Here is a 13,443-nt window from a genome sequence, read left to right on the forward strand (position 1 = left end):
AAAGAGGAACGAGACCATGCGCGCAGTCGTCATTCACGCCCCCAAGGATCTGCGGATCGACACCTATCCCGACACGGCCCCCGGCCCGGGTGAGGTCCGCGTCAAGATTGCCAATGGCGGGATCTGCGGCTCCGACCTGCACTACTACCATCACGGCGGCTTCGGCGTCGTCCGCATCCGGCAGCCGATGGCGCTGGGGCACGAGATCGCCGGTGTGGTCGCGGCGGTCGGCGACGGCGTGACCGCGGTCAAGGCCGGCACGCGCGTCGCGGTCAATCCGAGCAAGCCGTGTGGCCAGTGCCTGCACTGCCGGGAAGGCATGCGCAACCAGTGCCTCGACATGCGCTTCCTCGGCAGCGCGATGCGCTTCCCGCATGTGCAGGGCGGCTTTCGCGAGTTCATCACGATCGATGCCACGCAGGCCGTGCCGATCGCAGACAAGCTCTCGCTGGCGGAAGCCGCGGTCGCCGAGCCGCTCGCGGTGTGCCTGCATGCCGGCAAGCAGGCCGGCCCCCTGCTCGGCAAGCGCGTGCTGATCACCGGCTGCGGCCCGATCGGCGCTCTGATGATTCTGGTCGCGCGCTTCGGCGGCGCCTCTGAAATCGCCGTGACCGATGTGGCCGACGCGCCGCTCGCGGTCGCCAGGAGGCTCGGCGCCACGCATGCCATCAATGTCGCGACCGATGCCACCGCGCTCGATCCCTGGCGCGCCGGCAAGGGCGTGTTCGACACGCTGTTCGAGGCCTCCGGCAACCAGGCCGCGCTGCGCACCGCGCTCGACGTGCTCCGGCCCGGTGCGACGCTGGTGCAGCTTGGGCTCGGCGGCGAGATGACGCTGCCGATCAACGCGATCGTAGCCAAGGAATTGCAGCTTCGCGGCACCTTCCGCTTCGATCCCGAGTTCGAGCTGGCGGTGCGGCTGATGGGCGAAGGCCTGATCGACGTCAAGCCGCTGATCACGGCGACCATGCCGTTCGAGAACGCAGTCGCAGCCTTTGAACTGGCCAGCGATCGCTCGCAATCGATGAAGGTGCAGCTGACGTTCTGAGGTCGGCCGGCCTCACAGCGGGGCGAAAGCCTCATGACCTCGCGGGAGACGAAGATCTCGACGCGCTCCCGGCTCCGACATCGAACTGGTCCGCCGGGCGCTGAGCCAGGGAATTTGACGCAGCTCGATCTCGCCGACGCGTGAGCGTCAGGCGAGATAGCGCGTGAGATAGCCTTCCATCGCATAGAGCGCGCAGAGCGCGAGGCTCGACCACACGGCGGCGCTGAAGTACAGGAACATCCAGGTCAGCTCGCCCTTCCAATGCGCGATGTCGTGGGTCACCACCCAGCGCGTCGAGACGTCATGCAGGCCCTCGAGCAAGCCGAGGAACCTGCCGCCCTCTTGATGCCCTGCCCGCCAGCGGCTGAGATACATCGGCACGTCGACGGTGACGAGGAAGGCGAGGAAGCAGGCGATGCCGACGATTCCCGCGATCAGCGCCCAGCGCACCGGCCCCTGGAATTCCGGCATCAGCCGGCACAGCGCGATGCCGGCGAGGAAGAAGGTCACCGCCCACAGGGAGTTCTCGATCGCGTTGAACAGGAAGTTGGTGGTCACCACCGCGTACCAGGAGAAACACTCCGCGATGATGATGACAGGCACGATCACGAGCGCGATGTTCACCGCGGTCTGCGCGCCCGCCATGCGGCCGAGCTGATGCAGGATGATCGCCCATTGCGCGGCGAAGCAGACCTCGGCCACGGTCGCGACGGTGCGGCCGATGAACACGCTCGACAACCAGGTGTCGAACAGGCAAATGCGCTGCACGTCGGCGCGCGGCAGCACCGAACGGAAGGCGCAGCCGAACACATAGCCCGCGCACAGCAGGAACATCAGCCCGATATCCGAACCGCCGCCGACACTGCCGGCCACGCTCGGATAGAACTCGCGGTACAGCATGAACCAGACGAGGATATTCGCCGCACTGACAAGCGTCAGGGACCCCCACCACCATGCGAGGGGATTTGACCGCGCCTGCCACTGCAACATGATGAGCTCCGCTGTCGTCGAGATGACATCCAACGGTAGCAATTCTGTCATATATCCATCGTTCCACGCGACAAAAATCTGCGTGACGCCACTGTCATAATTCGCCCGCGCGTTGTCATAATCGCGAAGGCGACGACGTTTCGGCATTTCCGAGAAGATGCCGGGGGCGCTGCGTCGCGGGCCCCCGGGACTCACGCGTTCCTATCTCCTCAGCCCGCCGACATAGGCCGCGAGCTTGTCCAGCGTCTGGTAGCCATATTCGACGGCGCCAAAGCCGATCATGCCGTCGCGCTGCTCGGTGCTCGCCGCCAGCTGTCGCATCATCAGCACGGTCTTGCCGTTGGCCTGCTCGGCAAAGGTGATGGTGAAGCGGAACATGCCGGGGTCGTCGTCCTGGTCGCCGCCGTGGTCCATCTCCATGAAGGATGGCCGCTCGATCCGACGGAAGCGCATGCGGTTCGGATACACGGTGCCGTCGGGGCCGATCATGTTGAAGCGCCAGACGCCGCCGACCCGCACGTCGATCTCGAAGGTCTCGATCTTGAATCCCTTCGGTCCGAACCATTGCGGCAGGTGCTTGGGATCGGACCATGCCTCGAACACCAAGTCGCGCGGCGCGTCGATCACGCGCGACATCACGATCTCGCGGTCCATCGACCATTGCGACAGGGCGGCATTGGCAGCATTCGTCATTGTCAGGTACCTTTCCGTTTGCTTGGCTTGTTGTTGGTCTTCTCGGTCGTCTTCGACGGCCGCTTGGCAGCCGCCCTCTCCTTCCTGAGCTTCATCACATAGGCCTCGAACCGATCGAGCCTTGCCTCCCAGATCGCGCGCTGGTGCTGGAACCAGTCTTCCGCACTGAGGAGCGCGTCCGGGCTGAGGCGGCAGGTGCGCACGCGACCCTCCTTCTCCGACAACACGAGACCGCACGTCTCCAGCACATGGATGTGCTTCATGAGGCTCGGAAGCGCCATGTCGAAGGGTCCGGCGAGCTCACCGACCGAGGCCTCGCCCGCACACAGCCGCATCACGATGGCCCGCCGCGTGGGGTCGGCAAGTGCTGCGAAAACCTGATCGAGCTGGGATGTTTGGTTAGCCATGCAGCTAACTATAGGACCATCGCGATCCGGCGTCAAGAATTGTTAGCCGACAGGCTAAGTTTTATGGGTTGCACCAAGTGGAACCGACAACGCGCAATCGTGAATTGGACGCCAAGCCCGCCCCGCTAAGATCGTCACCGGGGCCCCATCGCATCATCAGAGAGAACGTGACGTCCGTTGTCATCTCACCGCAAATCACCAGGCGATCCCTCGCCCGCGCCGCTCTTCTGCCCTTTGCGGCGACTTTTGCCGGGCCGCCTCGCGCCTCGGCGGATTCGGACATGATCGCGCAGATGCGCGATATCGTCGCCGCCGAGCTCGCGCCCACAGCGACCCCGGACCATCCGGGCGGCCTCGCCGCCGCGCTGTACGCCGGCGGGCACGTCGAATTCTTCACCTACGGCTTTGCCGACGATGCCACCAAGCGGCCGGTGACGCCGGACACGCTGTTCAACCTCGCCTCCTTGCGAAAACCGTTCGAGGCGGCGCTGGCGGCATCAGGCATCCTCTGCGGCGAGCTGCGGCGCGACGATCCCCTGCCGAAATACCTGCCGGAGCTCACGGGCGACTACGTCCGACACATCACCGTCGGCGAGCTCGCCACGCATACGTCAGGACTGTTGCTGCCGACCGATCACCCGCCCTGGCCTGATGATTCCTACTCGCAGGCGCAATTCATCGAGATGCTCAACGCCTTCGTGCCGCCCCCGGGCATCACGCCCGGCAAGCAGCGCATCTACAGCCATGCCGGCTATGTGCTGCTTCAGCTGGTGCTCGAGCGCTGCTACCGCACGCCGATCGCGAAGCTGATCGAGAGCCGCGTCCTCACGCCGCTCGGCATGCACGCGACGTTCCTACCCGAGCGCGGAGCGGACAATCGCGCGATCATGGACGAGGCTGCGATGCGGCTGATAGCGCAGGGCTATTCCCACCAGGGCACCGCCATCGGCCCGATCGGCAACCAGCAGAGCTATTTCGATTTCCCCGGCACCGGCCAGATGTTCTCGTCGGCGCGGGACCTCTCCACCTTCGTCGCGGCGAGCGTCGACGGCCGCTCGATCGATCCACACTTGCGCGAGGCGCTGCGGTTGACACAGCGCGAAAGTTTCCGCGTCGACCAGACATTTGAGCAGGCTACGTTCGGGCAAGCCATGGCGTGGGAGACTGTGCATCTGCCCGGTGTCACCGTCGTCGACAAGCCCGGCGGCCTCAACAATGCGTCGGGCTATATGGGCCTCGTACCCGCACACCGGATCGGCATCGTGCTGCTCGCCAATCGTGGCGATTATCCGCACGAGATCGCCCGCTACAAGATCCTGCCAGCGCTCGCCCGGCTGGTGGCAGCGCAGTGAATCACCCGCGTTACACCGAGCGCGTCAGTCCGCCGTCGACGCGGATGTTCTGCCCTGTGATGTAGGCCGCGCCGTCGGAAGCCAGGAACGAGATCGTCGCCGCGATCTCCTCCACCTTGCCGTAGCGTTTCAGCGGCACGCTGTCGCGGCGCGCGTCGGTCTGCGGCAGGCTGTCGATCCAGCCCGGCAGCACGTTGTTCATGCGGATGTTGTCGGCCGCATGGGTGTCGGTGAAGATCTTCGTGAAGGCAGCAAGGCCTGCACGGAACACCGCGGAGGTCGGAAACATCGAACTGGGTTCGAACGCCCAGGCGGACGAGATATTGATGATGGCGCCGCCCTTCTGCGCCTGCATCACCGGCAGCACCAGCCTGACCGGACGGATGACGTTAAGCAGATAGGTGTCGAGGCCGAGATGCCACTGCTCGTCGGTAATTTCGGTGATGGCGGCGCGCGGCCCATGACCGGCGCTGTTGACCAGCACGTCGATTCGCCCCCATTTCCCCAGCGCCCCGTCGACGAGGCGTTTCAGATCGTCATTGGACTTGTTCGAGCCGGTCACACCGAACCCGCCGAGTTCGGCCGCGAGCGCCTCGCCCTTGCCGGAGGACGACAGGATCGCGATGCGGAAGCCGTCGGCTGCGAGCCGCCGCGCGGCCCCAGCTCCCATGCCGCTGCCGCCTGCGGTGACGAGTGCGACTTTCTCTGCTGCCATGACCTGATATCCCTGTGATAGCGTTGAGGCGAGCCCAAGCTTCAGTCGCTATGGCTCAGCCAATCATCAGACCTTCTACAGCCGGACTTGTCCAAAGGTCCATTGCCGCGAGGCCACGCGACATGAGCGATTTGCAGATCCGCAATTTGCGGCCCGACGAGATCTCCGTCGCGATCGACTGGGCTGCGGGCGAGGGCTGGAATCCCGGCTTTGCCGATGCGGCCTGTTTCGCAATCCCTGATGCGCGAGGTTTCTTCGTCGGCGAGATCGACGGCGCGCCGGTCGCAACCGTCTCCTGCGTCACCTACGACGACAGCTTCGCCTTCCTCGGTTTCTACATCGTGCGGCCAGGCTTTCGCGGCAGGGGTCACGGACTTCGAATCTGGAATGCCGCGATTGCGCACGCGGGCTCACGCGTGATGGGTCTGGACGGGGTCGTGGCACAGCAGGACAATTACAGGAAGTGCGGCTTCCAGCTGGCTTACGCCAATATCCGCTACAGCGGCACCGTTGCCGCGCCGGCGAAGCCGCCCGCCGGGGTTGTTGCGCTCGACACGATCCCATTCGGGCTTGTGCAAGCCGTGGACGCCACCGTCTTCCCTGCCCCGCGCCCGGCCTTCCTGCGCGCCTGGATCAACTCACCTGGACACGTTGGCCGCGCACTCATGCGGGACGGCAAGCTTACCGCGTGGGGCGTGATCCGGCCCTGCCGGACCGGCCGCAAGATCGGCCCGCTGGTAGCCGATGACCGCGCCGCTGCGGAGGCTGTGTTGCAGGCGTTGCTGGCGAGCCCCGGAAGCAACGAGATTGTGCTCGACACACCCGCTGTGAACCGCGATGCTATAGCGCTTGCGGAATCGCTCAAGCTGAAGCCGACATTCGAAACGGCACGAATGTACACTGGACCGATCGCGTCACTGCGGCTCGACCGCGTGTTCGGAGTAACCAGTTTTGAACTGGGGTAGTACCCATTTTGAGTTAGTCCGTTCCGGCTTGAAATTTGTAATCTGCTTCACGTCCCCGCGGCGACGTGCCGTGTATCGTGTTGCATCCGCCGATTTTGTCGGACGGCTCGATCATCATTTTATCGTCGATATTTTATGCGGGAGCATTCATGCCCGAATCCAGAACCAAGGCTCGTTTTTCTCAGCCCACGGCCGATGACACACAGCGCCTCGGGATCGCGGCCGCGTTGGTGCTTGCCGTCGTGACCGCCCTCGGGCTTCATACGCTCGTCTCAGCGCCTGCGATGCGGGAGGCCGCCAGGGCGGAGCTCGCACGTGTCATTGCCGATGAGGATCGGGATGTCTGCGGGCAATTCGGGCTGCGGTCGGAGACGAGCGCATTTGCGGCTTGCAGCCGCGAGCTCGCGAATGTCAGGCGAAAGCAGTCCGACCGCGACCAGGCGGCAGCGGCAGGCATTCCGTAGCGAGCCGTGAAAAACCGTGCGTTGCCTAGTAGCAGCGCGTGATGTTGACGGTGTGCTCGGCACCACCACGGCCGGGTACCGTCACCTGCTCCGTCGGACAACTCGATACATAGGGCCGGTCGGAGGGCACGACGTTCGGCGGGAAACGATGCGCCCAGTCCCAGGGAACGTCGTAGGTGTAGGTGTAGCGAACGTCGTTGGCGACGGGCCCGGCACCGGCGAACGGTTCGCTGTACGCCGCACCGTCGTTGAAGAAGCCGCCGCCGCCCGGCCAGTAGACCCAGGGATTGTTGAAGTTGCGGCCGCGGAACCGCGCGCCCGGCCCGATCGGCGGATGCGCCATCGCGCCGGACCGCACTGCGGCGAACCCGTGGGGGGCGACACCGCCCGGTCGTGCAAAACTGTCGCCGGCGCCAAGGAGCAGCGCGGCTGTGCTGAACGAGGCGAGCAAGGCCCCGTGTGATCTCGACATCATGATACGCACCACACTCGTTTGGCTTCGCGCTCCCCATTGCACGCTAGGCCGGTCCGTCATCCGCCCGCAAACCTATAATTAATTATTGGTTAAGGCACGGGATTAACGGGGAACCGGGTGCGGCGGAACGCCAGGGATATTCGGCGACCATGGCTCAAGATCCGGTGTTGCCAGTCGGGCAAAACACGCCAGCCGTGGGGCAATCCGCGCATCCGAAAATATTCCACTTTACCGAAATTCGGAAACGGCGTATGTGTCGCGGCAACCCGGCCCATGGAAGAGGGGCGTATCGCGATCGTCACGACGCGGGCCGGACGGCGGTGGGCGTGGGCCGCATCGGCGCGAAGGGTTCTGCAGGGCGGGCAACCGTGAGCAAAGCGTCGCGCAAACGACCGGTGTGATCCGCGTACGGCAAAATCGTGTGGTCCTGGCGCCCGGAGTCTGTGCGTCAAGGCTCGTGGTGACGCGTGTGGCCCAACCGGGCCCTCGTGTCAGTCATCCGCGAGCCGACGGGGGCAATAGTGCATCGCTCCCCGGGGAGATCACGACATAAGCCGTCAAACCACTGCGCAGGGAAGGCCGGATGTTTGGGCTTCACCTGTATGCCGCTGTGCAGCCTCTTGTAGCGCAACCCATCGCACAGTGGACCGCGGGTGCGAGGTCAGCACCCGGTCTTCCCTGCGCCCTCTTTCATCTGAGGGTAGGCGACAAAGCAAAGCTCGGGCGACGTGCCGCGAGGATGCGAAGCTGTGTCTGCAATGAAGATGCGAATCGAAGGAGCGAAGTCGTTGCCGCATACTCCGTCGTTGCGAGCGCAGCGAAGCAATCCAGAAATGTATCCGCGGAGGGATTCTGGATTGCTTCGCTGCGCTCGCGATGTGGAAGCAGATGTACGCGGAAACTGCGCTCTCGTGCCCCCGGACGCTGCGCAGCACGAAGTGATGCGCTGCACAGCCGGGGCCCGTGCGGCAGCGAACTCGATGGCTTTCCTGGGTCCCGGCTCTGCGCAGCAATGCTACGCATTGCAGCGCGTCCGGGACACGAGAGCCTCCCTACCCCGCAATGACAAGTCCGCTGACCTCTCCCACCTCCTCCACCACTTCTGGCGTGCCGATCCGCTCCTGTAACAAAACTGTCGTACTGCAAAACTAAACGATTGCTCGGGGGCCGCGGTTCGGCGGCCGAGCCGCTTCGTCGCTAGGAGATTTTGATGCGCCGTTCACTGGTGTTGCTGTCAGCCGGACTGACAGTGCTGTCCACCGGATTTGCCTTCGCCGAGAACAACACGCCCCGCAACCTGATCCTGTTCATTCCCGACGGGCTGCGCGCGCTGAAGATCACCCCCGAAACCGCACCCGCCATGGCCGAGGTGCGCGACAAGGGCGTGAACTTCAAGAACTCGCACTCGCTGTTCCCGACCTTCACCATGGCCAACGGCTCGGCGATGTCGACCGGCCATTATCTCGGCGACACCGGCGTGTACTCCAATACGATCTGGACCAACTACATCTCAGGTCCGGCCGGCGACACCGTGGTCCCCTTCATCGAGAACGACGCCGTCCTCGGCGACATCGACGAGCATTTCAAGGGCAACTATCTCAACGAAGAGACCGTTTTGAAGATGGCCCGCGACAAGGGCCTCAGCACCGCGGCAATCGGCAAGGTCGGCCCCACCTATCAGTGGGACCACACCGATCATCCGGAGAAGACGGGCAAGCACTCGATCATCATCGACGATTCCACCGGAGGCAAGGCCGGCGTCGCGCTGTCGGACGAGATGAAGGACGCGCTGACCAAGGCAGGTCTCGCCCTCACCGCTCCCGGCCGCGGCGACAACGGCAAGGCGGGCGATGCCAGGACGCCCGGCACCACCACGGCCAATTTGGTGCAGCAGGCCTATTTCGCCGACGTCGCCACCAAGGTGGTGCTGCCGATGTTCAAGGCGCGCAACAAGCCGTTCGTGCTGGTGTTCTGGTCCCGCGACCCTGACGGCACCCAGCACAACCAGGGCGACAGCCTCAACCAGATCCTGCCCGGCATCAACGGCCCGAGCACGATGGCGAGCATCAAGAACGCCGACAACAACCTCGCCCAGATCCGCAAGGCGCTGGACGAGCTTGGGCTCGCCGCCAACACCAACATCATGATCCAGGCCGACCACGGCTTCTCGACCATCTCGAAAGAGAGCAACACCAGCCCCTCGGCCAGGATCAGCTATGACGACACGCCGAAGGACTTCTTGCCGATGGGCTTCCTGGCGATCGATCTTGCGAAAGCGCTCGACCTGCCGCTGTTCGACCCCAACGACAAGAACGCGGCCGTCACCGGCAACGCCCATCCGAAGGCCGGCAACGGCGTGCTCGGCAAGGATCCGACCAGGCCCGATCTCGTCGTCGCCACCAATGGCGGCTCGGACCTGATCTACCTCCCGAACAAGGACAAGAAGCTGGCCGCCAGGACGGTGAAGGCGCTGCTGGAGCAGGACTACGTCTCGGGCCTGTTCGTCGACGACCAGCTCGGCCGCATCCCCGGCACCCTGCCGCTGTCGAGCATCAATCTGCGCGGCAAGGCGGCGACGCCGACGCCTGCGATCGTGGTCAACTTCCGCTCCTATGCCAGCGAATGCGGCGAGGCGCCGACCAATTGCTCCGTGCAGGTGGCCGATACCGTGCTGCGCCAGGGCCAGGGCATGCACGGCAGCTTCAGCCGCGGCGACACCTACAACTTCATGGCTGCGATCGGTCCGGACTTCAAAGCCGGGTTCGTCGACGAGCTGCCGGTCAGCAATGCCGACGTCGGCATGACCGCGGCCCAGCTTCTCGGCCTGCGCGGCTCGCAGAATGGCGGCCTGGTCGGGCCGGGTAATGTCGGAAGCACTGCCCAACGGCCTCGTGCCGAAGGCGTACAAGGCGGTCGAGAAGTCGAAGAAGAAGTCCGAGAATGATCTGGAGACCGTGCTCAACGTCCAGCGCGTCGGAAGCCAGCGCTATTTCGACGCCGCCGGATTCCCGGGCCGCACGCTGGGCCTCGAGCCTGAAGCCGGCAAACAAAAAACGGCGGGGCAATAGCCCGCCGCTTCATTCGCGCCCTCAATGAGGGCGCGAAAGCTTCAATCACATGCCAATGTCGAAGACGTTAGGCAATTGGCCCGCCAGAGGCAGTGCGGTGGCGCCCAGGAAGGTCGCCACCATCGCCATCAGGCGACGATTGTTGTGGCGCTTGCCGCGCATCTGGCCGGCGATCCATTCCAGCATCTCGCTGTTGACCTTGGAGGCGTAGGATGGCGCCCAGCTCTCGATGTCGGTGTCTTGAGCCAGCGCGACGCTGCGCGGGGGCACCTTCAGCCCTGAGGCGCTCGCTGCGTAATGGGCAACGGCCTTGGTCAGCAAATCGTCGAACCGGCCGCCATCGGCACGTTCGGTCGCGGCTTCGTTGATCTCGAACAGCGCCTCGGCTTCGGCGCGGCTGATCGGCTGGTCGTTGACGGCGGTGGCGGTCAGGATGCGGGCGCACCAGGCGGCATCATCGGAATCGAGCGACCGGGAAAAGTGCACCCTTCCCTTGGTGGTCGGACCTTCGCCCGTGATCACGCCATCGCGCACGACGGAAAGCGCATGGGCCGCGGTATCGCGGCAGGACGGTTCGAGGGAGGGCGACTCAACGGACTTCAGCAGTGCGGCAGACATAGTTCACTTCCAGATTTCTTCTGATCGACCAGCATTTTCATGCGGGCTTAAAGGGGTGGTTAATGATTCGATATGCGGATCGCGACATTTCTCAATGGTTGCCGATTGGTCGCTGCGAGGACCATTTCGGTTCCGAAGAGCGTCGGGCGGGCGTGATGCGGGTCATAAACGGCTTTATCGGGGCAATCGAGACCGTGAAGCCCCGGTGGAGATGTTTCGCCGCAGGGAGCGCCGTAACAAAATTGTGCTGAGAAATCAGCCCTTCAGAGCAGGAATTCACATTTTACTTGAAGCAGTTCAGTTGGCGTTCACTTGGGATCGTCAAGTCCATATAATGGGGAATTACGGCAAGCCAGAATTTTTGAGTAAATTCAAAGCGATGAGGTAGAACCATGACACTTCCGATCGGCGCCACCGCCCCCGACTTCGAAGCTGAGACCACCGAAGGGAAGATCAAGTTCCATGACTGGATCGGCAACAGCTGGGCGCTGCTGTTCTCGCACCCGAAGGACTTCACGCCGGTTTGCACCACCGAGCTCGGCGCCCTCGCCAAATTGAAGCCGGAGTTCGACAAGCGCGGCGTCAAATTGATGGGCCTCTCGGTCGACCCGGTCGATCGCCACTCGAAATGGTCTGAAGACATCAAGGAGACGCAAGGCGCTGCCCCGAACTACCCGATGATCGGCGATACCGATTACAACGTCTCGAAGCTGTACGGCATGCTGCCGGCCGCGATCTCGGGCGATCCCCTCACCCGCACCGCCGCCGACAACCAGACCGTCCGCAACGTCTTCATCATCGGGCCGGACAAGAAGATCAAGCTGGTGCTGGTCTATCCGATGACCACAGGCCGAAACTTCCAGGAGATCCTGCGCGTGATCGACTCGCTCCAGCTTACCGCCAAGCATCGCGTCGCGACGCCTTCGGACTGGAAGCAAGGTGAGGACGTCATCATCGCGGGCTCGGTCTCCAACGACGAGGCCAAGACGATCTACCCGCAGGGCTGGAAGGAGCCGAAGCCCTACATCCGCATCGTGCCGCAGCCGAAATAACTACCTGTCATTCCGGGGCGATGCGTCAGCATCGGCCCCGGAACGACGAGTTAGACCTTACGCCGCCCGCTGGCGCCCCTTTAGCGGTGGTTCACAGCCCGTACGCTCGACGATTTCCAAGACGTAAACAAGGACACGCTCTGATCCCGCCAAGCCCCCCGCCTGTCATCGTCTGGTTTCGCGACGACCTTCGCCTGTCGGATCACACCGCCCTCCACGCCGCCGCCAAATCCGGCGCGCCGGTAATCTGCCTCTATGTGCTGGACGATGCGGCCGGCCGTGTGCCCGGCGGCGCGGCGCGATGGTGGCTGGCGCAGTCACTCCGGGCGCTCGGCACGGACATCGCGGCCCGTGGCGGATCGCTTGTCCTGCGCAAGGGACCGGCGGCCAGGGTGATCCCGGAAGTGGCTCGCGACAGCGGCGCCGGTTCGGTCCATTGGAATATCATCGCTCAGTCCCCGCATCAGGCGGTCGAGAAACAGCTCGAGGCGGCGCTGGCAAAGCTCGGCGTGGGCTCGCAAAGTTTCCCCGGCGACCTGCTCGTCCCGCCATCGGCCATCCGCAACAAGGAAGGCCGGGGCTTGCGTGTGTTCACGCCGTTCTGGCAGCGGGTGCTGTCGCTCGGCGATCCGCCCGAGCCCTTGCCCGCACCGAAGCAGCTTCGCCCCGGAGCGAAAATCGCGAGCGACAGGCTGGAGAGCTGGATGCTCGAGCCGAGCAAGCCGGACTGGGCCGGCGGCCTGCGTGAGAGCAGGACGCCGGGTGAGGCGTCGGCCCGCGCCCGCCTGCGCGACTTCCTCAAGCACACCGCGCGCACCTATAGGGGCGACCGCGACCGCCCAGATCGCGAGGGCACCTCAGGCCTGTCGCCGCATTTGCGATTCGGCGAGCTCAGCCCGCGCCAGGTCTTCCACGCCGCGCGCTTCGCCGCGGCCGAGAATCCGGCGCTCAGCTTGGGTATCGACAAGTTTCTGAGCGAGCTCGGCTGGCGCGAGTTCTGCCGCCACCTCCTTCACGATCAGCCGAACCTCGCCACCGAGAGCCTGCAAACCAACTTCGACAACTTTCCCTGGAAGCCCGATAACAAGGCGCTCGCCGCCTGGCAGCGCGGCCGCACCGGTTATCCCCTCGTCGATGCCGGCATGCGCGAGCTCTGGCACACCGGCGTCATGCACAACCGCGTGCGGATGGTGGTCGCCTCGTTCCTGGTCAAGCATCTGCTGATCGACTGGCGCGACGGCGAGGCGTGGTTCTGGGACACGCTGGTCGATGCGGATGCCGGCAGCAACCCTGCCAACTGGCAATGGGTCGCCGGCTGCGGTGCCGACGCCGCCCCCTATTTCCGCGTGTTCAATCCGGTGCTTCAAGGCGAGAAGTTCGACCCTGACGGAACCTATGTCCGGCGCTGGGTGCCGGAGCTGAAAGACCTGCCGGCGAAGTTGATCCATCGGCCTTGGCAGGCGACGCCCATCGAGCTTGCGAGCGCTGGCGTGACGCTCGGCAAGACCTATCCGCGCCCGATCATCGACCACGCCAAGGGACGCGAGCGAGCGCTCGCCGCTTACGCAACGATCCGCAAAGGTTGAGCCTTGCTTT

The 13,443-nt window shown here is 64.4% G+C and carries 12 protein-coding genes and 1 pseudogene; 7 read left to right on the top strand and 6 right to left on the bottom strand.

What is annotated here, in order from left to right; all coding sequences use genetic code 11:
- Window positions 1–16 precede the first annotated feature (16 nt).
- Window positions 17–1,048, top strand: a complete 1,032-nt coding sequence (locus tag ACVW16_RS03685) for an L-idonate 5-dehydrogenase (RefSeq protein WP_456735408.1) — start codon at window positions 17–19, stop codon at window positions 1,046–1,048.
- A 147-nt stretch (window positions 1,049–1,195) separates the two neighbouring features.
- Here ACVW16_RS03685 and ACVW16_RS03690 read toward each other — a convergent pair whose 3' ends face one another.
- From ACVW16_RS03690 to ACVW16_RS03700, 3 genes are all read right to left on the bottom strand, one after another.
- Window positions 1,196–2,038: a hypothetical protein gene (locus tag ACVW16_RS03690; RefSeq protein ID WP_456738182.1), complete on the bottom strand. Its 843-nt coding sequence runs from the start codon at window positions 2,036–2,038 to the stop codon at window positions 1,196–1,198.
- A gap of 201 nt (window positions 2,039–2,239) precedes the next feature.
- A complete protein-coding gene (locus ACVW16_RS03695; protein ID WP_456704023.1) occupies window positions 2,240–2,731 on the bottom strand; it encodes an SRPBCC family protein in 492 nt (163 codons plus the stop codon).
- 2 nt (window positions 2,732–2,733) lie between these two features.
- A complete protein-coding gene (locus tag ACVW16_RS03700; protein WP_456704024.1) occupies window positions 2,734–3,138 on the bottom strand; it encodes an ArsR/SmtB family transcription factor in 405 nt (134 codons plus the stop codon).
- A 281-nt stretch (window positions 3,139–3,419) separates the two neighbouring features.
- On the opposite strand from ACVW16_RS03700, the gene ACVW16_RS03705 reads away from it, so the two are divergent.
- Complete coding sequence (locus ACVW16_RS03705; RefSeq protein ID WP_456735409.1) at window positions 3,420–4,490, top strand: serine hydrolase; 1,071 nt, start codon at window positions 3,420–3,422, stop codon at window positions 4,488–4,490.
- A gap of 10 nt (window positions 4,491–4,500) precedes the next feature.
- Here the strand turns inward: ACVW16_RS03705 and ACVW16_RS03710 are convergent, their stop codons facing one another.
- The gene (locus ACVW16_RS03710) at window positions 4,501–5,205 is read right to left on the bottom strand and encodes an SDR family oxidoreductase (protein WP_456735410.1); all 705 of its coding nucleotides are present in this window, start codon (window positions 5,203–5,205) and stop codon (window positions 4,501–4,503) included.
- Window positions 5,206–5,327: 122 nt separating this feature from the next.
- On the opposite strand from ACVW16_RS03710, the gene ACVW16_RS03715 reads away from it, so the two are divergent.
- Together ACVW16_RS03715 and ACVW16_RS03720 are read left to right on the top strand one after the other, a co-directional pair.
- Window positions 5,328–6,170, top strand: a complete 843-nt coding sequence (locus ACVW16_RS03715) for a GNAT family N-acetyltransferase (protein WP_456735411.1) — start codon at window positions 5,328–5,330, stop codon at window positions 6,168–6,170.
- A gap of 77 nt (window positions 6,171–6,247) precedes the next feature.
- Entirely contained in the window at window positions 6,248–6,634 is a 387-nt protein-coding gene (locus ACVW16_RS03720) for a hypothetical protein (protein WP_456704028.1), read from the top strand.
- 25 nt (window positions 6,635–6,659) lie between these two features.
- Here ACVW16_RS03720 and ACVW16_RS03725 read toward each other — a convergent pair whose 3' ends face one another.
- Window positions 6,660–7,109, bottom strand: a complete 450-nt coding sequence (locus ACVW16_RS03725; RefSeq protein WP_456704029.1) for a hypothetical protein — start codon at window positions 7,107–7,109, stop codon at window positions 6,660–6,662.
- A 1,210-nt stretch (window positions 7,110–8,319) separates the two neighbouring features.
- Here ACVW16_RS03725 and ACVW16_RS03730 point away from each other — a divergent pair.
- A pseudogene (locus tag ACVW16_RS03730) lies at window positions 8,320–10,177 on the top strand (alkaline phosphatase family protein).
- Window positions 10,178–10,222: 45 nt separating this feature from the next.
- Here ACVW16_RS03730 and ACVW16_RS03735 read toward each other — a convergent pair.
- Window positions 10,223–10,795 (bottom strand): hypothetical protein, encoded by a 573-nt coding sequence (locus tag ACVW16_RS03735; protein WP_456704031.1) that lies wholly within the window; start codon window positions 10,793–10,795, stop codon window positions 10,223–10,225.
- 392 nt (window positions 10,796–11,187) lie between these two features.
- Between ACVW16_RS03735 and ACVW16_RS03740 the strand changes: the two genes are divergently transcribed.
- Window positions 11,188–11,847 carry a peroxiredoxin gene (locus ACVW16_RS03740; protein WP_092238821.1) on the top strand — a complete coding sequence of 220 codons (660 nt, stop codon included), beginning with the start codon at window positions 11,188–11,190 and terminating at the stop codon, window positions 11,845–11,847.
- 140 nt (window positions 11,848–11,987) lie between these two features.
- A complete protein-coding gene (locus ACVW16_RS03745; protein WP_456739067.1) occupies window positions 11,988–13,433 on the top strand; it encodes a cryptochrome/photolyase family protein in 1,446 nt (481 codons plus the stop codon).
- Window positions 13,434–13,443 lie beyond the last annotated feature (10 nt).

This window comes from Bradyrhizobium sp. USDA 4474 (assembly GCF_054057515.1).

Coding starts and splice junctions, on each gene's coding strand:
- ACVW16_RS03705 (WP_456735409.1), top strand. CDS start 3,420: ATGATCGCGCAGATGCGCGATATCGTCGCCGCCGAGCTCGCGCCCACA.
- ACVW16_RS03685 (WP_456735408.1), top strand. CDS start 17: ATGCGCGCAGTCGTCATTCACGCCCCCAAGGATCTGCGGATCGACACC.
- ACVW16_RS03735 (WP_456704031.1), bottom strand. CDS start 10,795: ATGTCTGCCGCACTGCTGAAGTCCGTTGAGTCGCCCTCCCTCGAACCG.
- ACVW16_RS03725 (WP_456704029.1), bottom strand. CDS start 7,109: ATGATGTCGAGATCACACGGGGCCTTGCTCGCCTCGTTCAGCACAGCC.
- ACVW16_RS03700 (WP_456704024.1), bottom strand. CDS start 3,138: ATGGCTAACCAAACATCCCAGCTCGATCAGGTTTTCGCAGCACTTGCC.
- ACVW16_RS03740 (WP_092238821.1), top strand. CDS start 11,188: ATGACACTTCCGATCGGCGCCACCGCCCCCGACTTCGAAGCTGAGACC.
- ACVW16_RS03690 (WP_456738182.1), bottom strand. CDS start 2,038: ATGTTGCAGTGGCAGGCGCGGTCAAATCCCCTCGCATGGTGGTGGGGG.
- ACVW16_RS03710 (WP_456735410.1), bottom strand. CDS start 5,205: ATGGCAGCAGAGAAAGTCGCACTCGTCACCGCAGGCGGCAGCGGCATG.
- ACVW16_RS03695 (WP_456704023.1), bottom strand. CDS start 2,731: ATGACGAATGCTGCCAATGCCGCCCTGTCGCAATGGTCGATGGACCGC.
- ACVW16_RS03715 (WP_456735411.1), top strand. CDS start 5,328: ATGAGCGATTTGCAGATCCGCAATTTGCGGCCCGACGAGATCTCCGTC.